Genomic DNA, 24,658 nt, shown 5'->3' with positions numbered 1-24,658 from the left:
CGTCATTGAAGAGGATTAACTACCAAATGAAGCTCTGGGTTCGCGTCAATCGCCTCGCGGCAATAATCACAAACCACTTTTACCGTTACATCTCCATTTGGGTCATACGCTATTATATCGCTGCGCTCCTCAGGGGTCAAGAAATGGAAACCAAGCTGGTGCTCCGTTATTTCTGGTCCGTCAAGGGATCCAATAGACGTTTTGCAGTGCCGACAAATATAGTTTACAGCCATATGTATGCCTCCTGAAGGGTCGTTATACCCTTCAGTATGCCCGCATTAACGTAATCTAACAGATTATCGGTTAAACTTTGCCATCGTTTCCTCAAATGGAGCCTTCAGCCTAAACTCAATGGCATCACAAGCGTCTGTTATCATGGCATCCAGCTTCTCACGATCGCCCTTCGGGAAAGTAGAGAGCACGTAATCAGCTATGTTCATGCCCGGCTGCGGACGAGAGATGCCCATCCGAACACGGTCGAACGTCTGCGTGCCCAAATGCTGAATCAGCGACTTAATGCCGTTATGTCCACCTGCACTGCCTTGATAACGAAGACGCAGCTTTCCAATCTCCGTATCCAGATCATCATAAACGATTAGACCATCCTGAACCTCAGCTTTAAAATAGTCAAGAAAAGATCTAACCGATTCACCGGATAAATTCATATATGTCATCGGTTTAATAAGGACAACCTTCGTACCCTGTACATTGCCCTCACCGATTAAAGCTCTGCATTTATTTTGATTTACATTGATACCCCAACGTCTTGCCAGCTCATCAATAACCATAAATCCGACATTGTGCCGGGTGCCTTGATAAGCAGTGCCGGGATTCCCTAGTCCTGCAATCCACCTCATTGCTCGATTCACTCCTTTACGGTCAAATGTAACACAATCTATTGTAAGCGTAAACGGCTCGCGTCGCCAAGTGACTGCGTTGCAACCGCAAAACAACGCCATCCTGCATGAGGAGGGCGCTGTAGTAGGAGTTTTTCTGCATATCAAGGTGAAACGGCTGTCGCCGTCCTTTGGCGGCGCCAGCGCGTTTCATTCCCAGAAATATAGAGAAGGTATGGCGAAATGATCTACCTTCCTATATTTCAAAATATAAGGGTTACAGGCTCTTTACGCCTTCAAGCTTCGCTTCGTTCGAACGAGACTCCGCCTCAGCAAGCTCCACAGCTGCGTCCTCTGCCTCTTCCTCCGTAAGGTCCTTCTGCGGTGAAAGAACGGTAAGAACAACCTGCTCGGGATCCGCGCTTGGCTCTACGCCATTAGGCAGCTTTAAATCGCTGATGAGTATGCTCTCGCCCATCGCTAAGGATGAGATATCTACGGTCACTACATCAGGAATGCTGCCTGGCAAGCACTGCACCTCAACCTCATGCATAATGACTTGAAGCACACCGCCTTCTCTTACCCCCTGCGAATCACCATCAGCATGAATGCGAACATTTGCCTTTACACTCTCATTCATATTGATTTGATGAAAATCAACATGCAGCACATTGCGATTTAGCGAATCGCGCTGTATTTCGGAAATCATAACGGAAGTCTTTCCGTGTGATGGAATATTTATTTCAAGCACCGCATTCGGATGCGAGCGCAGCAGCGATTGAAGCTCCTTGGCATCCACCGTTACCTGAGCGGCATCACTCAATTGCTTTCCATAGATTATGCCTGGGATTTTCCCTTGAAGCCGCAATAAGCGCAACTCGCCCTTCGTCGTACCCGTACGTTGTTCTGCATTCATAGCTATCGCCATTTGGATTGCCTCCTAATATTTTAATTTTCTATAACTTACCCACTACCATCCAAAGTTAAACTTTAACGCCTCATATTAAATAAAAAAAAGCAGCAGCAAATCCGAAAATTCGAATTTACTGCTGCTTCTATACCCGCTTCACTCGCTTAAGTTTGCTTCTTCTCTTTCTTTGCTTTAGCCCGGCCACGAATCTTCTCCGCATAACCCGGCTTATTCACTTGACGCTCGCGAGCGATAGCGAGGTCGCCTGCTGGGACATCATGGGTCACTGTTGAACCAGCTACTACATAGGCGCCCTCTCCGATTTTCACCGGTGCGATTAGATTGACGTTGCTGCCAACAAACGCATTATCGCCAATTTCGGTTACAAATTTATTGAAGCCGTCATAGTTGACCGTAATGGCTCCACAGCCAATATTAACATCCTTGCCTACTTTCGCATCTCCAACATAGCTCAGATGCGATACTTTGCTTCCATCATCCAGTGATGCGTTTTTCAGCTCAACAAAATCACCAATCTTGCAGCCTACGCCAAGCTTCGAGCCTGGACGCAAATTCGCGTAAGGGCCTACCGTGCTTGTGTCGCCTACAATAGATTCTGCGACTACAGAATATTTTATCGCAACGCCATTTCCAATCGTGCTGTCCGCGATGTCAGCCTGCGGTCCAATGATGCAGTCCTCGCCAATCACCGTAGAGCCGCGAAGCACTGTGCCAGGATAAATAATCGTATCCGCGCCTATTTGAACACCTGCTTCTATATAGGTCGATGAAGCATCAATCAAAGTGACGCCGCCAAGCAGATGATTGCGATTAATTCGATCGCGCATGAAGCGCTCTGCTTCAGCTAACGCCACACGGTCGTTAACACCGATGGCTTCCGCCAAATCAGTTGTACAATAACCTTGAACGGATTGTCCCGCTTCACGGAAAATACCGATAACGTCCGTCAAATAGAATTCTCCCTGTGCGTTATTGCTTGTGACATTCGCAAGCGCAGCAAACAGCTTCTTATTGTCGAAGCAATACGTACCGGTATTAATTTCTTTTGCCGCCGCTTCCTCAGGGGAACAATCCTTCTGCTCCACAATACGCTGTACCGCACCGTCCTCGCCCCGAATGACACGTCCGTAGCCCGTAGGATCATCAAATGCAGCCGTCAACACAGTCGCTGCCGCTCCGCTGGATACATGAAGCTCCAGCATAGCTCTTATCGTAGATGCTTGTACGAGTGGCGTATCACCGCAAATCACAATAGTCGTACCTTCCTCTTCACCGAGCAAGGCCTCTGCTTGACGAACCGCATGACCTGTTCCGAGCTGCTGCTCTTGCAGTACGTATTCCGCACGATCACCCAAATAGGACTTCACCAAATCTGCGCCATGGCCAACAATAACGACTGAACGCTCAGCATTTGCTTGTTTCACAACATCAAGCACATGACCAACCATCGGCTTTCCACATACCGGATGAAGCACTTTGTATAATTTCGATTTCATTCGCTTGCCCTGTCCTGCAGCAAGTACAATTGCCATAACCTTCAAATCAAAGACCTCCCTGGACCTGAATCCACTAATCATTATAATTGCAGTGATACGAATTAATAATAGTAAACTACTAAATTCAAGCGAGACGAAGAAGATTACGAGCTGTCTCCAATACATTGACTATATTATATTCCATTATACGAATATGTTACTGGATTTCCAAGTACAACAAAACTGCACCATTCTTCCCCCTTATGTTCTCAAAAAAAAGAAAAGAGAGCCGTAGCCCTCTTCTCCATGAACCCCAAAACATAAACTGCTTGGTTAAGCGCCTTCTTCAATCGCAACTTCTTCTGCTGCACGCTCATATTCAGCGAGAACAGCAGCCTGGATTTTCTCCCGGGTGGTCGAAGAGATCGGATGAGCGATATCCCGAAATTCTCCATCCGGAGTACGTTTGCTTGGCATTGCAACAAACATTCCATTGTTTCCATCGATGACACGAATATCGTGAACAACGAATTCATTATCAATAGTAATGGATGCGATGGCCTTCATACGCCCTTCGGAATTTACACGGCGGAGTCTGACATCAGTAATTTGCACTTGTGTTCACCACCTTTGTCTATCAGAGACTTGGTGTATACTTCCACGTTTTTGTGCCAATTCCTTCTACTTTTTTGGTAATTTCATGCATAATTTAAAATATTTTTTTCGAAACGAATCTTTTTCGTTGTCATTCGACAAATGTCGATGCAATCACTTCTATTTCGACAAGAACATCCTTTGGCAGCCTTGCTACCTCAACCGCTGAGCGAGCCGGTTTATGCTCTCCGAAATAGGAAGAGTAGATACCATTTACCGTTGCAAATTGATTCATATCCTTCATAAATACAGTCGCCTTCACAACATCCTGAAAGCTGGCACCTGCCTCAGCCAGCACAGCCTCCAAATTGCGAAACACCTGATGGGTTTGCTCCTCAATACCACCCTCTACAAGCTGACCCGCCGCATCGAGTGGAATTTGTCCTGAAGTAAACAATAGTCCCCCCAGCTTTATCGCTTGAGAGTACGGTCCAATTGCTGCAGGCGCTTTGTCCGTAGCAATTACTTGAAGCTGTTGCTTCTTAGTCATGTTGGTCCCAGCCCTTCATTTCAAAATGTTGTACAACTGCACTACTCATTATCGCTTTATGCTTTAAAATAGTTCCCCGGAACGACTGTCGTTTGCTTCGTCTTCATATCAACAGCAGTTAGCTTAGCAAGCGACACATAATCCTCAAGAAGCCGCTCCTCCAATTCTACCTCGCCGGATTCTACAAACACGCCTACACCCGCTACGGTAGCTTTAAATTCAAACAGCAAATCCATCATGCCCTGAATCGTTCCGCCAGCCTTCATGAAGTCATCAATAATAAGAACACGCGATTGCTCTTTAATCGCCCTGCGAGCCAGTGACATCGTTTGAATACGCTTCGTCGAGCCTGAAACGTAGTTAATGCTGACTGCTGATCCCTCGGTCACCTTATTATCGCGACGAACAATGACAACAGGTATATTCAAGCAGGCTGCCGTTGCATGAGCAAGCGGTATCCCTTTTGTTTCTACCGTCATAATGACGTCGATCTTCCGATCTGCAAAGGCTGTCGCAAACATTCTTCCGACATCCGCAAGCAGCTCGGGCTGGCCCAACATATCCGTTATATACAAATAACCGCCGGGAAGAACCCTTTCAGGCTGCTCTAACTGGCGGCATATGCTCGTCATAATCGTGAGTGCTGTCGCTGCTTGCATCTTTGGCGTATATCTCACTCCGCCTGCAGCTCCCGCAAGAGTATGAAGCTCACCAATTCCTTCTTCCTCAAATACTTCTTTAATTATCGCCAAGTCCTCACTAATTGAAGACTTTGCCGATTGATATCGATCAGCAAATGCTGTCAGTGAAATTAACGTATGGGGACGACTTAACAGGTATTGGGTCATTTCTACCAATCGCGAGCTCCGTTTCAACTTCTTCAAGCACATCTCCCCCCACCAAATCCGAATAATATAATGTCAATATAACATTTTTATACGGATTTAATCAAGAAGAACGTCAGACCTATGTTAGCATTCTTACCACATAGACCTCTTTGCAGAAACCACGAAGGCCATTGTAAATACGAGGAAGCTTGGCCTCCTTCGATACAAGACCGAATACCGTCGGTCCGCTCCCAGACATTAAGACACCATCAGCGCCAAGACGAATCATACTTTCCTTTAACTGCAGCACCTCTGGATAGGTATCAAGCGTAACCTTCTCAAGCACATTGCCAAGTCCTTCGCATATATCCGTGAATGATCCACGCTCAAGCGCACTAACCATATTTGGAATAGATGGATGCTCTTTAAGCTCATTAGCCCGAAATTTACCGTACACGTCTGCTGTCGACACATTAATTGGCGGCTTCGCGAGTACAACCCAGCACTGCGGTGGACCCGCAATATGCTCCAGCTTCTCTCCACGTCCGCGAGCAATTGCTGTGCCGCCTGTAACGCAGAAAGGAACATCTGAGCCAAGCTCCGCTCCAAGGGTGCATAGCTCGTCCTCTGGTATTCCCAGCTTCCATAGACGATTGAGCCCGCGCAGCGCTGCAGCAGCATCACTGCTGCCTCCAGCAAGTCCTGCTGCGACCGGAATCTTCTTGTCCAAATGTATATATACGCCCTGCTTCACATTATAACGCTCTTTAATAAGCCTAGCCGCTTGGAAAGCTAGGTTCTTCTCATCTAACGGTATGTAGCCAACTTGGCTTGAAATAATGATCGTATCTCTTGGCAGCTCTTCCATCTCAAGCCGGTCAGCAAGGTCAACCATGGTCATGATCATTTCTACCTCATGATAGCCATCATCGCGCTTGCGGAGCACATCGAGCAGCAAATTAATTTTGGCAGGAGCTTTTTCATAAATTTTCATTTTATAAGTTCACCCGTTCGTTCATAAGCTTAAGCATTCATTATATCAAACCAACGCAATAAAAGCTAAGAGATGACAACCGATCATTTCGGATTGCGATCTGCTTAGCTTTTTCATGCCTAAATATCAGGTTATAGTTACGGTTGATTCGTTCTTGCAGCAGCTTGTTCTGCTAGCTCTATGGCACGTTTAACCATATTTCCGGCATCCTTCGCTCGTATGCCGCCCCAGCCCTCTTGCTGAACCGTGTCGTAAAATCCTAAGTCCTTGGCCAGCTCATATTTTAACTGCTCTGACATTATGCCGCGTCTTCTGCGCCCCATCCTCATGACCTCCGAATCTGAACGAAATTTGATTAAGCATAAACGTCTGTAACGATTGCACACGTAGTATGCTTCATTCCGAATTGGACCATACATGAAAAAAAGAGCGCAGATGATCTGCGCTCACATGCCTGACTAGGCTATATATCATCTAATGTTGCAAATGCGCAATACGGACTTGACCTTCATCATTGCATACGGTCACTTCAACTGACTCCGTCAGTATATCCGCATAACTGTAAGAGACACGCTTGAACGCATGTTGCTCTTCATCCAGTTTAACAATGAAAACAGAAGGGTAGGTTTCTTCCAATGTACCGGTTCGTTCGATGGTCTTACGTCGTCCACCGTTCGCTCGAAGTCGGATTTTGGAGCCAACATGAGCTTCCAAGCTGCGTTTAATATCCAATAGCGCATTTTTTGCCATTGTCCACTACCACCTCTTTCCTTGTCCATTATAACCAAAAAGAGGCGGGTTGTCAAACAAAGAGAAATATTATATCAGTAGGAATATTTACTTGTCAACGGTGATTTCACCCATTTTTTAAATTCTACGGATAATTCAGCGAAAATTATACATATTAAGAAGTTGCTGAACAAAATCACCTTTACGGATGATTGGAAATCGCAGTCGCGTCAGCTCACACTTCTAACGGAAACCAAAGACGCTAAATCGCCTTTATTTTTCGTTTCAAGATTCTAACAGAAGCACAGGCCTCTATTTGTACCCTACACGCACGATCTCGCTTCATTTCTGCGGAATAGCGTCTCCCTGTTCCGTTAAAATGTGATGCTAACCCAAAATGCAACTTTAGCGTCGCTGGCTTCCGTTAGCTTTCGTTAGCTGCTCACTGCTGCTGCCAAAGCATCATTATCAACAGGTTCGGAGAATGCATAGTTTCCTATACAACAAGGTGAAACGGCTGTCGCCGTCCTTGTCTAAGGACAGGATGTATCTCATGGCTATCGTTTCAATACTGATGTGGAAGCTGTTATTTTAGGCTTAGGCAAACCTACTCTGAAGCGTCCCATTGTCTCAATCCCGCCTACACCATCAATTCCACTTATCGTGCCATGAATAACATCAGATAAGTTTATCGTGTCCTTAATGGACGTATAGCTTGCTTTAATGGCTATATAAACAGGATCGAGAGCATGAATCAAAATACGGCCCGGCGAGCTTGCGAAATTAGACCCCACCTGCAGCAGTGCTTCAAAATGTGATTGGCATGCGCCCGCGATAACAATTAGTCCATCGCGATTTTTTTCATAATCACGAGCAACACGAACCGCATTAACAAAATGCTGGGAGTTTTTATAGCTGCTCAAACTAAAGAGATCCATTTGTGCACGATTTTTCAATACACCATCATGACCAGTAATTACGACAATATCAGGTTGAATTTGCGGCAGTAGTCGGTACAGCACATCAGCCATTTGGGACTCATGCACGTGAAGGCCATGAGAAGGAACATGCATCGTATTATACAACTGCATGCTCTTCTTTAAATAGTTTCCGTCACCGTCTAGATGAAGCACCTTTCCAGGCACCTCAAAAAATGGCTGGCTCTGCTGCATCGCATGCCGAATGTTATCCTCGTTCTCTAACGCCTGGCGTTCTCGCTCCGAATGCATACGTTTCAGCGAATCATTTACTTTAATTCGAACTTGCTGCACCGCTCTCGTTGATTCTGGATCACGTACAACCGACAGATCAGGAATCGGAGCATCCGCAAGCAATCGGTAGTCCGTGCCTTTCAGAATAGCAGTTTGTGATCGAACATCCTCAACCTTAAATAGCACGTCACCGCCATACGAATTGCGGACGACCAGGTCCCCTTGCTTCATGGGTAAATCACCTCTTCGTCTATCCTATGGGCGTTCGACGAGAAAGGTGTGTATTTTATGCTGAAACAACCTAAGCGCCCCAGCCGGCTTCCAGCATGCTGCGGCTAATTCGCGCAAATTCCTCAAGCGAGAGCGTCTCCCCGCGTCTAATGGGATCAATGTCGTTCTTTAGAAGCATCTCCGTCAGCGCCTCACGCCGCTCCTTGCCAACAAAAGCAGTCAAATTGTTCGCCAGTGTTTTCCGGCGCTGTGCAAAGCTGGCTTGGACGACACGGAAAAAATGATTCTCATCGGGCACATCGACAGCCGGCTTATCGCGCAGGGATAGCTTAATAACAGCCGAATCGACATTAGGCTGCGGTATAAACACCGTATGCGGCACCATACAAACGAGCTTAGGCACACAATAGTATTGCACAGCAACGCTTAAGCTTCCATATTCCTTGCCTCCTGGCTTTGCCGCCATCCGCTCAGCTACTTCCTTCTGAATCATGACAACAATATGCTCAAGCGGCAGACGCTCTTCAAGCAGCTTCATCAGAATCGGGGTGGTAACATAATAAGGAAGGTTGGCAACGACACTGACACCTGATACATCGGAAAATTGCTCCTTGAACAACGCCTTCAGATCAAGCTTCAGCACATCGCCATGAATAACCGTCGTATGCTCTTCATCAGCCAGTACCTCTTTTAAAATAGGAATTAGCCGATTATCGATTTCCACAGCCGTTACCTTGCCCGCAGATGCTGCTAGCCGCTGTGTGAGCGCGCCGATGCCAGGTCCAATCTCTAGGGCACCCTTTGTTTCGTCCAGCTCGGCAGCCGCAACGATATTATTTAAAATATTTTGATCGATTAGAAAGTTTTGACCTAAGCTTTTTTTGAAGGAGAAGCCGTATTTCGCAATGATCTCTTTGGTCCGTTTTGGCGTAGCCACCTCAATCGAGACTCGTTTCACCTTTTCCTTGCCCTGCTGCTCCAATTGCTCTTGCTCGCTCATCAGGCTATCCCTCCAGTTCCTTTTCCATTTGCCGATATGCCTCTGTAAATTCAGCCTTACTAATACGGAAGCTTGTACAACGCTTATAGAACTGCTTGCCGTTCGCATAGCCTATACCAAGAAGCTTGCCCATAACGAGGCGCCGATTAGACGCATCAGGATGTACAATTAAGCCTGCATCCATCAGATCCTCCCAGCTAATTTCTCCTGCCTCGTCCACTGACTCTGTGCGTAGCTCCGATAGTGCCGCTCGAATGGCCTCTGGACTCGCATTCTCAATGCCGATATCCCCTTTGTACATAGCCTTCTCCTGCGGCAAAAAGGCATGCTTGCACCCCGGCGCATGACGAGCCACTATTTTGCGGATACGTTCCCCTGCGTGATCTGGATCTGTAAAAATAATGATACCGCGACGCTCGTTCGCAAGTGCAATACGTTTAAGCACATCATTGCCTATAGCAGAACCGTTTGTCTCGATGGTATCTGCATCAACCGCTCGCTTTATTGCAACGGTATCATCTTTTCCTTCAACGACAATGATCTCTCTGATCATCAAGACCATTCCCTTCAGCCTTATTTTAAATATGCCCGCAAACATGCAAAAAGAAGAGGCGTGGCCTCTCCTTATGATGGCATATTTAATTGATAAATACGATAAGATGATGGTAACCCATTCATCAGCTCGCTGTAGGTTTATTAGGCCCTAACACGTAGACCGTATAGCCCTTCTTCCGGCCAAACTTATTTGCTGTTGCGTTGCTATCAAAGTATACATCGATTTTGTTGCCCTTAATCGCACTTCCCGTATCCTCTGCGCGACGGAAACCGATTCCTTCAATATAGACCCACCAGCCTATCGGAATAACCTTAGGATCGACCGCTATCGTCCGTCCCTCTTTTACTTTTGTGCCTGATGCTGTTACTCCATATTCCGGATGATCTTCATCCTTGCCTGTCGAAGCAACACCTGCCGAATAAGCAGTCAAAGTGACATTCTTAAGTGTAGTCTTTGCGTTAAACGTTACACCACTCTTTGTCAGTGTGGCAACGCTTGGACTTTTATTCGAGAGCACAGTTACTTTAGGCTCAGCCTTCTTCGTTCCGATCGCAATAACCTGATCCACCGCAGCCGCCTCAACGACCTTGTTGACCATTGTCTTCGAAATGAGAATTCCGTCCTCATACTGCTTCTCGATATGTTCTACAACAAGCCCTTCCTTACCTGTTTGCACGAGTTTTTCCTTACCCGCTTCCAGCGTAGGATCCTGCTTCTTCACGATAGAGAATGGCATGGTACGCTCGGTTTCAGAAACCTTCGTATCTACACGTACAACAGTTACCGTTAATTCCGTATCAACTGCCGTTTCAAGCGGAGGCACTACTTTATCTTGTTCACGAACTGGAATATTTAATTCCTCGATCGCTGCCTGCACTGTTCTCTCTGTCGTGTACACAGTAGAGGTCTTGCCATCAGCTTTCACAATTACCGGTATCGCATGAGTGACCTCAATACGATCTCCGTCCTTTATTGCCGCATTAAGCGGTATGGACACCTCATCATGTGGTCCAATTGCGATAGCTTGTTCATCCAGTAGGCGTTGCAGGACCCATTGCTTCGTTTCTACAATGGTTTCTTGTCCGTTCACTACTACGGAGACGCTTTTGACAGCCGTTCCGTACAACAACACCAAAAACATGAAAGTCATAGCGATTGAGATAATAGCACTCAAAAGAATCAAACGCAAGTTTTCACGCTTCCATCGCAATGCGAAAGACATGCTGGATGATCGTTTCCCATGGGTGTCCTTAACCTGGATTATTCCCACTTCATCGGTCCTCCTTCATAGCCCCGCCGCCAAGTGTTACGCATGATACAACTGACGCGACTATAGTATATTGGCGTGCAAGCACGCAATCCAGTACTGCTATCGATCCTCCCACCCCCATCTTTTAACCCTATGTCGACAAATTCCTGATTATTCGAAAATAAAAAGAAGCCGTCGACAGAGGATCTGTTTCGTGGCTTCCCGGTAGTTGCTCACACTGGGATACAGAAAAATGGATGCACGAGGTTGATCACTCTCTATAACGCTTACGAGGTTAGCTGTCGGGTTCGGGCAAGAGAGTCACCCTGTTCGTTACACAATGCTCATGGCAAAGGCTTCAAAATTCACCCCTGAAGAATTCATAATACGGTACAAAAAACCGTACTTGGTTCCCCCGCTCTCCGAATGGAGATTAAGCGCAAACTGGAAATCCAATACAAAATTTTAAAGCTCTGAGATGAATCATACCCTCATACGAGGGCAATTGTAAAGATACGATAAAAGACGATTTAAGCGAAAAAGGAGGATAAAGTCGGAATAATTAAGCGATAATCGCTATAAAAATCAGTTTTTACGCAATAAAGGTCTGTAATTCTCTTTATCCCTCACGTTTTCATACAATTCGAAAACATCTCTTCCCGTTTTCGGTCGTAATTGCACCTATTTCTTCTACCGTTTTGCCTAATAATTCTGCTGCCGTCTCTGCAACAAGGGACACATAAGCAGACTCATTTCGCTTCCCTCTGAACGGATGAGGGGACAAATACGGAGCGTCTGTTTCGATTAAAATTCGGTCGAGCGGAACCTGTTTTAATACCTCCTTGGGAACCCTTGCATTTTTGAATGTGACGGGTCCACCGAACGAAATATAGAAGTTCATATCCAAACATTGCTTAGCCGTTTCCGGACTGCCTGAGAAGCAATGCATGACCCCTCCAACCTCTGCTGCATTTTCTTCTCGGAGAATTCGAATAATATCCTCATGAGCATCACGATTATGAATGACAATAGGCTTGCCTACCTTGCGAGCAAGACGAATTTGTTCCCGAAAAACGCGCTGCTGAACATCCTTTGGTGACGTATCCCAGTGGTAGTCAAGTCCAATTTCCCCAATTGCTACCACTTTTTCATGTACGCAAAGCCGTTCAATCCAATCTAAGTCCTCTGGCTGCATATCAATGCTGTCTACCGGATGCCAACCAACTGCCGCATAGATAAAATCATACTTTTCTGCAAGCGCCATGGTTGTAGGGATCGTCTCACGGTTAAAACCAATATTAACGAGCATATGAATGCCCGCATCCTTAGCACGCTGTATGACCTCATCCCGATCTTCATCGAACTGATATGAATCTAAGTGTGTATGTGTATCAAAAAGTAATGTCATATTGGTGTAAGGCTCCTTTAGTTAAGTTTAAAAAGCTTTTTCATCGCTTCTGACAGCAGGTCAATATTTTTTTTGAGCGGCTCCTCCGGATAATACAAATGATACTCTCCTTGGTGAAGTCCCGTAATCGAGCGAACGATGTCGGATTTAGCAGATATTTCACTTACCTTATCCTCTGCGTCTAACAACAAAATCGGCGCTTTTTCTTTCTTTTCTCCCTCTTTTTTATCCGGTCGGTATACGTCATACGGAAGGTCGAACGGAAAATCAATCTCCATATGATAATCCGGATACATTCCTATAGAAGAAAGACAATCGCTGATCTCATTCAACTGCGCTTCATCAGGGTTATTTATCGTTATGTACTTATATAATCGGCGGTTGAGAAAACGATCGCATAGATCACTTAACAACAGATCCTTCTCCTCTGCCCATTGCATAAAAACCGTCTGAACAAGAGCTTCATCCAGTTTCAAATAATCTTCTACTGTCAGTGTATTATGAAGCAAAGCTACAAATGCTGTTGGCATCTTCCAGTTAAAAGCATAGCCACCCACACAAAGCTCCTGCGCTCTACGAAATATTTGGCGTAATATAATTTCAGAGCTTCTGGTAACGGGATGGAAATAAATTTGCCAATACATTTGATAGCGCGACATTAAATAATGCTCAACGGCATGCATACCGCTCTCTTTGACGACAATTTGCCCCTTATAGGGACGCAATACCCGTAAAATCCGTTCCAGATCAAACGTTCCATAATTCACACCGGTGAAATAAGCATCTCGCAGCAAATAATCCATTCGATCAGCATCCATTTGACTGGATATGAGACTAACCACAATCGGCTTTGGATACGTCTTTTGAATAACTGCTGCTACCTGCGCAGGGAACTGCTCTGAAACAGCTCTCAGCACCCGATTAATTTCCGTATTCTCAAGAATGATTTTACAAGTCCATTCCTCATGATCCGTGTCGAAAACCTCTTCTAAGGAGTGGGAGAATGGACCGTGGCCGACATCATGCAGAAGTGCTGCGCAAAGTGAGACCAGTCTCTCTTCCACAGGCCAATCGGGATAGTCATTTCGTTCAAATTGGGATATTATTTTACGCGTAATTTCATATACGCCAAGCGAGTGTGAAAATCGGCTGTGCTCTGCACCGTGAAAAGTCAAATAGGACGTTCCTAACTGACGTATTCTACGTAAACGCTGAAACTCTTTTGTGTTAATCAAATCCCAAATCGTCTGGTCTTGTACATAGATATAATTATGGACAGGATCTTTGAAAACCTTCTCCTCGGTCAGCTGTTCCTTCATCGTCTCTCTACTCCTTTGTTCATATTTTCGACACAAACAATGAAACTTATGTCGAATAGTGTCGTAATTTAGTTTCCAAAATGTCGAAGCTGTTGTATTCTATTACAGAGTAATATGACCCTTGTATCTAGTCAAACACTTAACCTACCAGCTCTTTTAGAGTGATTTATTAGTTGACTATTATGGTAAACGTTGGTATTATTATATTCATAAAAGTAAAAACTATGTCGAACGATGACGAAACACATTTTGAGAGGGGCAATAATAGATTATGATGAAATCTACTGGGATTGTTCGTAAAGTTGATGAACTAGGACGGGTTGTTATTCCAATTGAATTGCGCCGTACACTTGGTATAGGCGAAAAGGATGCACTTGAAATCTACGTTGATGGCGAGCGCATTATGTTGAAAAAATACGAGCCTGCATGTATCTTCTGTGGCAATGCAGAGAACGTATCCTATTTCAAAGGTAAAATTGTTTGTCATGTTTGTTTATCAGAAATGCCAACACCTGTGACAAAATAAAAAAAATCAGTTATAATATATTTATGAACTCATTAATTCTAACCTTTTTAATACTCCTTGAAACCTTCCTGCGCTTAAACCCGGCCAGGAAGGTCTTTTTTTTGTCTTTTTTATCTATACATACCCTTATTATCTATTTACCTCATTATATACATCCCGCTTCGGCAGCCCGCGATCTACGGCAACCAGCTTAATAGCTTCCTTCCGGTCATATTGCTCCTCATAATGAGCGACATGAGCATCAAGACTAAGCTCTGACCACCACTCAGCTGCTATTGGCTGTTCACTTGCCCCAATCCCCTCAGACCCTTCCACTACGATACAGAACTCTCCGAGTGGTGGATGCTCTGCAAACCATTCTATACATTCTGAAACACGCCCGCGAACGGCCTCCTCGTGACGTTTCGTCAGCTCTCTCACACAAGCGATTGAACGGTCGCCCAAGCTTTCCTGAAGTACTTCAAGTGTTTTGGTTATACGATGAGGTGACTCATAAAATAGAAGGGTTCCTTTTTGCGCCTGCATGTCCTTCAACCACTTTAATAACGATTTTCGTTCACGGGGAGGAAACCCGGCGAATAAAAAGCGCTCCGTTGGCAAGCCAGACATAATGAGTGCCGACAAGGCAGCATTCGCACCAGGGATTGGAATAACGGGGATATCATTCTCAACAGCTTCTCTTACGAGGTCAGCACCAGGATCAGAAATAGCCGGAAGCCCGGCATCACTGACTAATGCAATCGATTGTCCCTCAAGCAGCAGCCTAATTAGCTCAGGTCCACTAGCACGCTTGTTATGTTCATGATAGCTAACGATGCGAGTACCGATTTCAAAGTGGGTAAGCAGCTTCCGCGTTTGCCTCGTATCCTCTGCCGCAATCAGCTCCACTTCCTTTAACGTGCGTATTGCACGGAAGGTCATGTCCTCCAAGTTTCCAATAGGTGTTGCAACTAAATACAGACTTCCAGGCATTCCGCTTGCAGTATCCGCGAAGCTTTTCTGTACATTCAAACGATCTGCACCCCATTCTCATACACCATAATCGGTGGAAGCAGCTTAATATCAGGCTTCCCATCACGAATGGCTTCTATTAATACCATATTAGCCTCTGCCTTCGCATGAGGATGAACAAACTGAATCCGTTTCGGCTCCAGCCTCCATTTACGCATCGTCTCCACAATATCAAGCAAACGTGAAGGACGATGAACCATCGCTACTTTCCCGCCAGGCCGGACTAACCGTGAGCACGCCTCAGCGACATCCTCCAGCGTGCAATGGATCTCATGTCTAGCAATTGCATAATGCTCATTTTCGTTCTGCTCTCCTGCCGTTATCGGCATATAGGGAGGATTGACTGTTACCGCATCATAAACACCATTACCCGCAATTTTCGGAAAAAGCTTCAAATCCTGCTCAATAACGTTAATCTGTTCCGTCAATTGATTGAGCGCAACGCTTCTTCTCGCCATATCCGCTAATCTAGGTTGAATTTCAACTGCATCAATTTGTGCTTTCGTTCGTGTAGTGAGAAGCATTGGAATAACGCCGTTGCCAGAACATAAGTCGACAATACGACCATACTTCGGCACGCTAGCAAAGCGTGAGAGCAGTACTGCATCAAGCGAAAAGCTGAATACCTCCCGACTTTGTATAATCTTCAAGCCTGATACTGTCATTAAGTCATCAAGGCGTTCATTTTCTGCTAAAATTATTTGTTCCGACACGATTTAAGCCGCTCCTTTTTCCTTTGTTCATCATGATTTCGTTCCATTCATACTTATCTACGAATAAAAATACCGCCCTTTGCGGCAAGGACGGCATGTCGAGACGGATTCCACTATTTATTTAGAAAGGATAGACAGAACAAACAGTCACCCTCCGTCCGCAAATGCCCGTAATATACGTTGCAAATGTGGAATCCTTCATGATACAACCGGGTCAAATTATCGTGGCCTTCCCCAATAGCTACGCTTGAATCTACAAACACGTTGTCTATTAAGGGCTGTACCTCTTGAACCGCTCCCGATTTTTTACCTTTGCTTGGCGCTTTGTCAACCTCACGCTCCAGCTCTGCTTCTCTCTTAAACAACTGACGCAGCTGATTGTTCTCTTCACTTAGACGCTTGTTATCCTCGAGCAGCTCTTTTACCTTCTGCTTCAATTCTGTAAGCTCCTTATGAAAGACTCCTACTTGATTATCCAGCTCGTCCATCTTCGCAAAAATATTGTTCTTCTCCAAGTTCCCACCCCAGAGCTTCAAGCGCAAGTGCAACCTCACTCGTGACAGTTACACTGTGCCGCTTATTTGATGACGACATCATCCATCGACAGTTCTTTCGGTTTACCTGGTGTATCAAATAGCTGTACATACACGCTTTTGGTGGATGTGTTAATACCAGTAACTTTACCTTCACCATATGAGGTAACAACGAATTTGCCGATGGCCGGTAATTCTTCACGAATACTTTCGTAATTGTCATGCTCATATTTCAAGCAGCACATGAGACGACCACATAATCCTGAGATCTTCGTAGGATTAAGCGAAAGGTTCTGATCCTTAGCCATCTTGATGGACACCGGTTCAAAATCTCCCAGCCAAGAAGAGCAGCATAGCACCCGTCCACAAGGACCAATACCACCGAGCATCTTCGCTTCGTCACGAACCCCGATTTGCCTGAGCTCGATTCTAGTCCGGAATACGCTTGCCAGATCCTTAACGAGTTCACGAAAATCAACTCGGCCCTCTGCTGTAAAGTAAAATATAATTTTATTGCGGTCAAACGTAAATTCGACGTCAACAAGCTTCATACGAAGCTCATGACCCTTTATTTTCTCAAGACAAGTAGAGAACGCATTTTTGGCTGCTGCACGATTTTCATCCACAACCTTCGCGTCAACATCACTTGCAATGCGAATCACTTTCTTAAGAGGAAGAACGACATCCGATTCACCGACTTGCTTCTGTCCCACCACCACTTTACCATATTCGATACCGCGTGCTGTTTCAACAATAACATGTTGCTCCTTATCCACGGGATGCTCGACCGGATCAAAGTAATAGATCTTGCCCGCTTTCTTAAAGCGAACACCGATGACATTATACAAGAATTAGCCCTCCTGTAAGTTTACCAATAGTTGCTCAAATGCGAGCTGAGGCGTAACATTTGCGCGCATACGCTTACTCGCTTCCAACGTATGCTCTATGCAGGACACCCAGCCTGCGATCGATCGATTAAAAGCATGCTTGCCTATCCATTCCAACTGATCTATAAAAACGATGTTGTCCTGCCTTCCGGCCTGGAACTGTATCAAATCTTTAAACCATATAACTAATAACGACAACAGCAATTGAATATGCTCCACTAAATCTGTTTTAAAAAGCTGTTGTCCAGCAGTGATCATCGCCGCGGTGAATCGGGTCAAACTCTCCTTGCCTAATTGTATCACTAGGGTTCTGATTTCTGCAAATTGATTCTGCTCAAGAAATTTTCGCGCACCATCTAATCCTGATGTTAAATGTACAACAGTTCGGGCTAAAGTTGACGGTGCACCCTCATTAATTAAAATTTGCAGCATACTCTCCGGCGACATCGGCAAAAAAGGTACCCACTGCGTTCGAGATCGAATGGTAGGGAGCACTGCTTGTCCATTATCAGTAATCAATATAGCGACAACAGGCGATAACGGCTCTTCCAAAAATTTCAATAGGCTATTCGCCGCTTGCAGCGTCATTTTGTCCGCTTGCTCAATCATATAAATTTTTCGCTTCATACCGCTGTTTCGATAAGACAAGTCTTTCTGCAACTCGCGAATTTGGTCGATTTTTATCGATTGGCCATCAGGTACAATAATCGTTAAGTCGGTTTGGTTACCGTGCTTAAACTTTCTGCACTCCAAGCATTCTCCGCATGCGTCAGCACCGTCTTCGGTGCAGAACAATGCTTTAGCAAATTCGCGTGCCATCGCCACGCGGCCGGTTCCTGAAGGCCCATTAAACAAATATGCGTGAGAAATTTTACCACTTTCCAGCGCATGCTTTAATATTTTTTGAGCTTTCCATTGCCCTGTAATTTGTTCAAGGCTCATAACGGTTCCTAACCTTTCCCTGCTCGCTTCTCATTAGAATAATAAATTAATAAGAAGACCCCGTATTTCACCGATCTTGTTAAGCAAGTCGATTTTTCCTTGCTCGCTATCGAGCAATTCCTCGGCCATTGCGATGAGTGTTTCGTCAATCTCATCCAGCAGTTTATATCTTTTTATACGCCCTCTGCGATCAAACCCTTTAATTTCTTTAAGAACGACACCACGTCTGACCGTATCCTCCAGAAACTGCTTAATCATCTGACGATAGATTTTGAGCTCGCGAACGGTCATTATTTTAGCAAGGCGCTCACCCTGCTTCTGAATATCCTGCAGCTTCTGCTGCAGCTGCTCTTGTGTGCGATTAGCCTCTTGTTGAAACATGACATCTGAAAAGTTTCTCTGTTGAACTTTATTTGTCGAAGTGTCATTGCTAGCTCTATTTTGTCCCAGTGGCCGAAAACCTTGGTCAATTTTCATTTTATGTCACACCCAATCAGAAATGCTCAAAGCGTTCAACTGGAATTACGAATACAGCTGCCCCGCCTACCTGTACCTCGACAGGAAATGGGATGTAGGAATCGGTTGAGCCGCCCATAGGCGATACGGGAGTAACCAATTGATCACGCACCTTGCAATTGGAATTGATGACTTGCAGTACCTCATGTACCCGCTCATCTTCAATACCTATCATGAAGGTGGTGTTTCCAGCTCTCAAAAATCCGCCTGTACTTGCCAGCTTTGTTGCTCTAAAGCCTTCACGTACAAGCGAGTTCGACAGTCGGTTGCTATCCTTATCTTGAATAACCGCAATTACTAATTTCATCTTCATTCCTCCTGGACTACTATTAGAATAGGTTATTGAGAGCTTGCTCATTGTAACTCACCTTGTAGAATCTTCCGTAGAAGCTCATTCATGTCTACCACAAAATAAGCCTATACATTAAAGTTTGACATCGGTTGCAAAAAATCCTGCAAAACGCTCATCAATTGCTGTTAAAACGTCATGAAATACCAGTTTTGGACTTTGTTCCGCATTTATCAGCGTAATTCGCTCCGGATATTGCTGCAGAAGCATTAAATATCCTTCCCTCACCTTTTCATGAAAGGAATGTTTCTCAAGATCTAACCGATTGATCTCTCTTTCTGCTGCCTGTGCAATTCGGCTCAAGCCTACTTCAGGAGACACATCCATATATAGGGTCAAATCAGGCATTAGATCCTGGATTGCAAACTGATTAATAGCCCATACCTCTTCCATCCCAAGTCCGCGTGCATGGCCCTGATAAGCTAGACTGCTGTCAACGAAACGATCGCATATCACAATTTTGCCTTCCTCTAATGCGGGTAACACCTTTTCCACTAGATGCTGCCTTCTCGCAGCAGCATAGAGCAGCGCTTCTGTTCTGCCGTCCATCGTCACATGCTGACGATCCAATATAACGGCACGTATTTTCTCTGCTATCGGAATTCCTCCAGGCTCCCTCGTCGTAATGACCGATTTTCCCCTTTGAAGCATCTTATTCGAAAGCAACTCAATTAGTGTCGATTTGCCGGCTCCTTCGCCGCCTTCTATAGTAATGAATACACCTTTTCTCAAACCAAGGCTGCTCCTAACATTTATGTTAACTATACTTTCTTCTATATTAACAAAGCCTTTCAGCCTTGTACAATGAAGAATTGTTTACCATTAATAATTCCTCTGCCGCTTCCACTTATCACTCAAAAACAGATATTGTAGTCATTCCGACATCTTCCGCACCTTGAAATTTCGCACCATTTTCAGCCAAATACTGGATTTGCGCAATAACTTCAGCTGATATTCTCTCTCCGGGATACAGAATTGCAATTCCCGGCGGATAGGGTATGACCATTTCTGCCGACATTTTTGTCTCTGCTGCTTCTAATGGCATACGCTTTTTTGCTTGGTTATTAAATAAATTCCTTCCAAAGGAGACAGGCTCAGAGCTTGTTAACGCAAGGACTTTCATCGCATCCGGTTGTTTTTTTGCCGCTAGCTTCTCTCCACTATTCTGGTTGCCAAATGATTCAACCGCTTTTTGGAGCCTTTGCGTATCATTTATTGATGTTTCAATTCCAAATACTAAAACTACATACCGGGGGTCTGCCATCTCTGCGAAGCATCCATATTGCTCAAACTGCTTCTGAAGCTCATAGCCCGTCCGCTGACCGCTGCTATCGTACAATACGATGCGTAGTGGGTCTATAAGAAGCTCACTCCCCCTATCCCCCACAGTGTTTAGCTCTCGTATTGTCGTTGATTGCTCCCTCAGCCACCGGCGAAAAGCGTTTGCCGAGGCTGTACTTTTCTCGAACAAGGCTGGTCCTAACGTATCAATCATTGCTCGGGAAATATCAATCGAGGCAAGAATAGGAAATGAAGGACTTGAGCTTTGAATCATTGCTAACGACTCACGAAGTGAAGGAATAGGTATTCTATCTCCTTGCACGTGAAGAAGGGCACCCATCGTTAAGGTTGGCAGCGTCTTATGTGCTGATTGCACGACTGCATCTACACCCTCAGATAAAGCGGACCTAGGAAACGAAGGATGGAAGCCATAGTGCGCACCATGCGCTTCATCAACTAGGATAGGGATATGGTGATCGTGAACAGCCTGAGCGTATGGCCCTAGCTTTACACCCATCCCATAATAATTCGGATTTGATAAAAAAACAGCCTTTGCTTCTGGATATAAGATAAGTGCCTCTTTCACCTGCTCTATGCTAGGTATTGTAGCCAATCCTGAATGTACATCTATTTGCGGGGATAAGAAGACAGCCCTTGCTCCTGCAAGCCTTAAGCCGTTTAGAACCGATTTGTGTACATTACGCTGAACAATGATCATATCATCCGGCTCACAGAGCGCTAACAGCAAAGCAATATTGCCAGAAGTACTGCCTCCCACTAGAAAAAAGGTTTCCTCTGCGCCAAACGTTTTTGCGGCTAATTGCTGTGCTTCCTTTATAGATGCTTCAGGATGATGCAAATCATCGGTCGTTGAAAGCTCAGTGACATCAATCTGCATCAATTTATGAAAATACTCAAATGGATTATAGATTGGGTCGTTTATACCTAATGATTGCTTTAATGCTTCTCCATTATGATGTCCTGGTACATGAAAGCTAACTGGCTCACTCGATGCATGATTATGCAGTGCTTCAAAGAGCGGCGCAAAAAAAGGCTTCATTATAATAGGTCATTCCTTTCAACTAAATATCCTCGTTTCGCAGTACTTCTATTGTACCCGAAAAAGAATACAAAAAAAGAGCAGCTTCTGTTATCAGAATCTGCTCAAGCATTTTCGCCAAGAAATATTTGCTTCATTTGATGAATGAAAAAGGGGTATTTCGCATCCTTCACATCTGTTCGCACCATTTCCTCTTCACAGGTCTCGCATATAAAGCCAGACACCACTCGAATCCCCTGTCCTTCAGCCTTTTGTTCATTGCAAATATTGCATTTATGCTCGCGATTATCGTTCATGGCAATCCCCGCTTTCTCTTCGATCCTATATAGCTATTATTATTGCACATAGTCTATCTATTTATACTTGTTTCATAGCAGATTTCAAATATTTATATATCCTATGCTGCATATAGGCTTATGGTTACTACAGATCCAAAATGTTTCACTGAAACTATGGACAGATGACAAACAAATGCCGATATAGTTATGGAGAGTTACTGTAATCAAGGGCGGAAGGACGTTTCCAAATGCGTAACAAACTATCTGATCAACAAAATGCTACGATATATCAATACCAGCTGGTCAAACGCACAATCATTCGCCCAGAACTCATTCAGAGTCATTTGCTCATTGCAGCGATCCTGCTAGCTTTTCAAATGCTCATGTATCAAATGGATGGATTGTTCTCATGGCTATTCGGCTTTGCAGTCGTACAAATTATTCATATCGTTATTATACTTCTAACCTTTATCCGTGTAGATGAAGCAGTGGATCGAAAATGGGTCTGGCGAATAACACCACCTTGGATTGGCTTTAAACCAGCTAACGATATTAAGCTGCAGCTATTCCGCCGTGTCCATCGCCATATGTTCTGGATAGGCCTCTGCTCTATTGCTCTTCTCTATCCTTGGATTAAGGAATCGTTAATGATCAGCATTGTCAGCTGGCATTTATGGCTGCTGATGCCGCGCATGCTCCTCTCCTACTCCTTTCGTAAGGAACGGAAAGACGGTGTCCTTCGCCTTGAATCTAGAGAAGCATCATACTACCACCGTTAACAAAAACGCCTTAGATGCTCGTATAGAGCACCTAAGGCCTTTGTTTGTTTATTCACTTGAAACAAACAAAAAACCTATCGCATAACATGCGATAGGTCTCTCGTGCTTGGCGACGTCCTACTCTCCCAAGACCCTGCGGTCTAAGTACCATTGGCGCTGGAGGGCTTAACGGTCGTGTTCGGTATGGGAACGCGTGGTTCCCCTCCGCCATCGCCACCAAACGTAGCGTGTTGCACGCTGAAAACTGGATACGAAAGGTAGGTTTGCTGAAAACCTGTTCTGCTGCTGTCTACCGGATGTATGGGTCACAGTAAACGTGTTTAGGATAAGCCCTCGACCGATTAGTATTCGTCAGCTACACACATTGCTGTGCTTCCACCCCGAACCTATCAACCTCGTCGTCTTCAAGGGGTCTTACATACTGGGAAATCTCATCTTGAGGGGGGCTTCGCGCTTAGATGCTTTCAGCGCTTATCCCGTCCGTACTTGGCTACCCAGCGGTGCTCCTGGCGGAACAACTGGTACACCAGCGGTACGTCCATCCCGGTCCTCTCGTACTAAGGACAGCTCCTCTCAAATTTCCTGCGCCCGCGACAGATAGGGACCGAACTGTCTCACGACGTTCTGAACCCAGCTCGCGTACCGCTTTAATGGGCGAACAGCCCAACCCTTGGGACCTACTTCAGCCCCAGGATGCGATGAGCCGACATCGAGGTGCCAAACCTCCCCGTCGATGTGGACTCTTGGGGGAGATAAGCCTGTTATCCCCAGGGTAGCTTTTATCCGTTGAGCGATGGCCCTTCCATTCGGTACCACCGGATCACTAAGCCCGACTTTCGTCCCTGCTCGACTTGTAGGTCTCGCAGTCAAGCTCCCTTATGCCTTTGCACTCTGCGAATGATTTCCAACCATTCTGAGGGAACCTTTGGGCGCCTCCGTTACATTTTAGGAGGCGACCGCCCCAGTCAAACTGTCCACCTGACACGGTCCCCGAACCGGTTTCACGGTTCTAGGTTAGAACTCCGATACGATCAGGGTGGTATCCCAACGGTGCCTCCACACAAGCTGGCGCTCATGCTTCGTAGGCTCCCACCTATCCTGTACAGATCGTACCAAAGTTCAATATCAAGTTACAGTAAAGCTCCATGGGGTCTTTCCGTCTTGTCGCGGGTAACCTGCATCTTCACAGGTATTAAAATTTCACCGGATCTCTCGTTGAGACAGCGCCCAAGTCGTTACGCCATTCGTGCGGGTCAGAATTTACCTGACAAGGAATTTCGCTACCTTAGGACCGTTATAGTTACGGCCGCCGTTTACTGGGGCTTCGGTTCACAGCTTCGGGTTACCCCTAACCGCTCCCCTTAACCTTCCAGCACCGGGCAGGCGTCAGCCCGTATACTTCGCCTTACGGCTTCGCACAGACCTGTGTTTTTGCTAAACAGTCGCTTGGGCCTTTTCACTGCGGCCCCCTCGGGCTATAAACCCTACCGAGGCACCTCTTCTCCCGAAGTTACGAGGTCATTTTGCCGAGTTCCTTAACGAGAGTTCTTCCGCGCGCCTTAGCATACTCTGCTCGCCTACCTGTGTCGGTTTGCGGTACGGGCACCTAGATCTCACTAGAGGCTTTTCTTGACAGCCGGAGTACATGACCTTCGCTACTGTAATTTTCGCTCCCCATCACAGCCCAGCCTTATAGTGTGCGGATTTGCCTACACACTAGCCTCACTGCTTAGACGGACTATTCCATCAGTCCGCGTCACTGCCCTTCTGTGTCACCCCATTGCTCAAACAATCTTCGGTGGTACAGGAATTTCAACCTGTTGTCCATCCACTACGCCTTTCGGCCTCGCGTTAGGTCCCGACTTACCCTGAG

At 45.5% G+C, this 24,658-nt stretch carries 28 protein-coding genes, 2 rRNA genes and 1 riboswitch (1 of these 31 cut by a window edge); of the genes, 2 read left to right on the top strand and 28 right to left on the bottom strand.

All coding sequences use genetic code 11. The features are described from left to right. Positions 1–2 precede the first annotated feature (2 nt). From MHI37_RS00205 to MHI37_RS00130, 16 genes are all read right to left on the bottom strand, one after another. Positions 3–233: an anti-sigma-F factor Fin family protein gene (locus MHI37_RS00205; RefSeq protein ID WP_076338509.1), complete on the bottom strand. Its 231-nt coding sequence runs from the start codon at positions 231–233 to the stop codon at positions 3–5. Between the two features lie 63 nt (positions 234–296). Next, positions 297–857: an aminoacyl-tRNA hydrolase gene (gene pth, locus MHI37_RS00200; RefSeq protein WP_076338508.1), complete on the bottom strand. Its 561-nt coding sequence runs from the start codon at positions 855–857 to the stop codon at positions 297–299. Positions 858–1,113: 256 nt separating this feature from the next. Then, positions 1,114–1,764, bottom strand: coding sequence for a 50S ribosomal protein L25 (locus tag MHI37_RS00195; protein WP_076338507.1), 651 nt, complete (start codon positions 1,762–1,764; stop codon positions 1,114–1,116). Positions 1,765–1,910: 146 nt separating this feature from the next. Then, positions 1,911–3,308 (bottom strand): bifunctional UDP-N-acetylglucosamine diphosphorylase/glucosamine-1-phosphate N-acetyltransferase GlmU, encoded by a 1,398-nt coding sequence (gene glmU, locus MHI37_RS00190; RefSeq protein ID WP_076338506.1) that lies wholly within the window; start codon positions 3,306–3,308, stop codon positions 1,911–1,913. Between the two features lie 267 nt (positions 3,309–3,575). Next, entirely contained in the window at positions 3,576–3,857 is a 282-nt protein-coding gene (gene spoVG / locus MHI37_RS00185; RefSeq protein WP_028609566.1) for a septation regulator SpoVG, read from the bottom strand. Positions 3,858–3,987: 130 nt separating this feature from the next. Next, on the bottom strand, positions 3,988–4,386 hold the full coding sequence (locus MHI37_RS00180; protein ID WP_076338505.1) for a RidA family protein: 399 nt from the start codon (positions 4,384–4,386) through the stop codon (positions 3,988–3,990). A 56-nt stretch (positions 4,387–4,442) separates the two neighbouring features. Then, positions 4,443–5,270 (bottom strand): pur operon repressor, encoded by an 828-nt coding sequence (purR, locus tag MHI37_RS00175; protein WP_076338504.1) that lies wholly within the window; start codon positions 5,268–5,270, stop codon positions 4,443–4,445. An 82-nt stretch (positions 5,271–5,352) separates the two neighbouring features. Continuing rightward, entirely contained in the window at positions 5,353–6,207 is an 855-nt protein-coding gene (gene ispE / locus MHI37_RS00170; protein ID WP_076338503.1) for a 4-(cytidine 5'-diphospho)-2-C-methyl-D-erythritol kinase, read from the bottom strand. A gap of 137 nt (positions 6,208–6,344) precedes the next feature. Beyond that, a complete protein-coding gene (locus MHI37_RS00165; RefSeq protein ID WP_076338502.1) occupies positions 6,345–6,530 on the bottom strand; it encodes a small, acid-soluble spore protein, alpha/beta type in 186 nt (61 codons plus the stop codon). 151 nt (positions 6,531–6,681) lie between these two features. Then, positions 6,682–6,957: a Veg family protein gene (locus tag MHI37_RS00160; protein ID WP_076338501.1), complete on the bottom strand. Its 276-nt coding sequence runs from the start codon at positions 6,955–6,957 to the stop codon at positions 6,682–6,684. Positions 6,958–7,493: 536 nt separating this feature from the next. Then, a complete protein-coding gene (yabG, locus tag MHI37_RS00155) occupies positions 7,494–8,378 on the bottom strand; it encodes a sporulation peptidase YabG (RefSeq protein ID WP_076338500.1) in 885 nt (294 codons plus the stop codon). Between the two features lie 70 nt (positions 8,379–8,448). Further along, positions 8,449–9,378 carry a 16S rRNA (adenine(1518)-N(6)/adenine(1519)-N(6))-dimethyltransferase RsmA gene (gene rsmA / locus MHI37_RS00150; RefSeq protein WP_076338499.1) on the bottom strand — a complete coding sequence of 310 codons (930 nt, stop codon included), beginning with the start codon at positions 9,376–9,378 and terminating at the stop codon, positions 8,449–8,451. Positions 9,379–9,382: 4 nt separating this feature from the next. After that, positions 9,383–9,931 (bottom strand): ribonuclease M5, encoded by a 549-nt coding sequence (gene rnmV, locus MHI37_RS00145; protein WP_076338556.1) that lies wholly within the window; start codon positions 9,929–9,931, stop codon positions 9,383–9,385. A gap of 124 nt (positions 9,932–10,055) precedes the next feature. Further along, positions 10,056–11,204, bottom strand: a complete 1,149-nt coding sequence (locus MHI37_RS00140) for a 3D domain-containing protein (protein WP_076338498.1) — start codon at positions 11,202–11,204, stop codon at positions 10,056–10,058. A gap of 248 nt (positions 11,205–11,452) precedes the next feature. Next, positions 11,453–11,633, bottom strand: a riboswitch (cyclic di-AMP (ydaO/yuaA leader). Between the two features lie 184 nt (positions 11,634–11,817). Next, positions 11,818–12,591 carry a TatD family hydrolase gene (locus tag MHI37_RS00135; RefSeq protein ID WP_076338497.1) on the bottom strand — a complete coding sequence of 258 codons (774 nt, stop codon included), beginning with the start codon at positions 12,589–12,591 and terminating at the stop codon, positions 11,818–11,820. 17 nt (positions 12,592–12,608) lie between these two features. Next, the gene (locus MHI37_RS00130) at positions 12,609–13,910 is read right to left on the bottom strand and encodes an HD domain-containing protein (protein WP_076338496.1); all 1,302 of its coding nucleotides are present in this window, start codon (positions 13,908–13,910) and stop codon (positions 12,609–12,611) included. Positions 13,911–14,181: 271 nt separating this feature from the next. Between MHI37_RS00130 and MHI37_RS00125 the strand changes: the two genes are divergently transcribed. Beyond that, positions 14,182–14,436, top strand: a complete 255-nt coding sequence (locus MHI37_RS00125) for an AbrB/MazE/SpoVT family DNA-binding domain-containing protein (RefSeq protein ID WP_054025791.1) — start codon at positions 14,182–14,184, stop codon at positions 14,434–14,436. 129 nt (positions 14,437–14,565) lie between these two features. On the opposite strand, the gene rsmI is transcribed toward MHI37_RS00125, so the two are convergent. From rsmI to MHI37_RS00075, 10 genes are all read right to left on the bottom strand, one after another. Further along, positions 14,566–15,408, bottom strand: a complete 843-nt coding sequence (rsmI, locus tag MHI37_RS00120) for a 16S rRNA (cytidine(1402)-2'-O)-methyltransferase (RefSeq protein WP_076338554.1) — start codon at positions 15,406–15,408, stop codon at positions 14,566–14,568. A gap of 35 nt (positions 15,409–15,443) precedes the next feature. Then, entirely contained in the window at positions 15,444–16,160 is a 717-nt protein-coding gene (locus MHI37_RS00115; RefSeq protein ID WP_256710629.1) for a tRNA1(Val) (adenine(37)-N6)-methyltransferase, read from the bottom strand. A gap of 113 nt (positions 16,161–16,273) precedes the next feature. Next, the gene (locus MHI37_RS00110; protein WP_076338553.1) at positions 16,274–16,675 is read right to left on the bottom strand and encodes a DNA replication initiation control protein YabA; all 402 of its coding nucleotides are present in this window, start codon (positions 16,673–16,675) and stop codon (positions 16,274–16,276) included. A 62-nt stretch (positions 16,676–16,737) separates the two neighbouring features. After that, on the bottom strand, positions 16,738–17,541 hold the full coding sequence (locus MHI37_RS00105) for a stage 0 sporulation family protein (protein WP_076338495.1): 804 nt from the start codon (positions 17,539–17,541) through the stop codon (positions 16,738–16,740). Positions 17,542–17,544: 3 nt separating this feature from the next. Then, a complete protein-coding gene (gene holB, locus MHI37_RS00100) occupies positions 17,545–18,522 on the bottom strand; it encodes a DNA polymerase III subunit delta' (protein WP_076338494.1) in 978 nt (325 codons plus the stop codon). Between the two features lie 33 nt (positions 18,523–18,555). Next, positions 18,556–18,999, bottom strand: a complete 444-nt coding sequence (locus tag MHI37_RS00095; RefSeq protein WP_076338493.1) for a YaaR family protein — start codon at positions 18,997–18,999, stop codon at positions 18,556–18,558. Between the two features lie 16 nt (positions 19,000–19,015). After that, positions 19,016–19,345, bottom strand: a complete 330-nt coding sequence (locus tag MHI37_RS00090) for a cyclic-di-AMP receptor (protein ID WP_076338492.1) — start codon at positions 19,343–19,345, stop codon at positions 19,016–19,018. A 117-nt stretch (positions 19,346–19,462) separates the two neighbouring features. Continuing rightward, positions 19,463–20,119 carry a dTMP kinase gene (gene tmk / locus MHI37_RS00085; protein WP_076338491.1) on the bottom strand — a complete coding sequence of 219 codons (657 nt, stop codon included), beginning with the start codon at positions 20,117–20,119 and terminating at the stop codon, positions 19,463–19,465. A 118-nt stretch (positions 20,120–20,237) separates the two neighbouring features. After that, positions 20,238–21,728 (bottom strand): aminotransferase class I/II-fold pyridoxal phosphate-dependent enzyme, encoded by a 1,491-nt coding sequence (locus MHI37_RS00080; RefSeq protein ID WP_076338490.1) that lies wholly within the window; start codon positions 21,726–21,728, stop codon positions 20,238–20,240. 104 nt (positions 21,729–21,832) lie between these two features. Further along, a complete protein-coding gene (locus MHI37_RS00075; protein WP_076338489.1) occupies positions 21,833–22,024 on the bottom strand; it encodes a sigma factor G inhibitor Gin in 192 nt (63 codons plus the stop codon). 230 nt (positions 22,025–22,254) lie between these two features. Between MHI37_RS00075 and MHI37_RS00070 the strand changes: the two genes are divergently transcribed. Beyond that, positions 22,255–22,785: a hypothetical protein gene (locus MHI37_RS00070; protein WP_076338488.1), complete on the top strand. Its 531-nt coding sequence runs from the start codon at positions 22,255–22,257 to the stop codon at positions 22,783–22,785. A gap of 104 nt (positions 22,786–22,889) precedes the next feature. On the opposite strand, the gene rrf is transcribed toward MHI37_RS00070, so the two are convergent. Together rrf and MHI37_RS00060 are read right to left on the bottom strand one after the other, a co-directional pair. Further along, a 5S ribosomal RNA gene (gene rrf / locus MHI37_RS00065) occupies positions 22,890–23,006 on the bottom strand. 100 nt (positions 23,007–23,106) lie between these two features. Continuing rightward, a 23S ribosomal RNA gene (locus tag MHI37_RS00060) occupies positions 23,107–24,658 on the bottom strand (it continues 1,381 nt past the right edge of the window).

The organism is Paenibacillus sp. FSL H8-0548 (assembly GCF_038630985.1).
In the GTDB taxonomy this organism is placed as follows: domain Bacteria; phylum Bacillota; class Bacilli; order Paenibacillales; family Paenibacillaceae; genus Pristimantibacillus.
The sequence above is the reverse complement of the archived record's forward strand: the minus strand, read 5'-3'. Positions and strand labels throughout refer to the sequence as shown.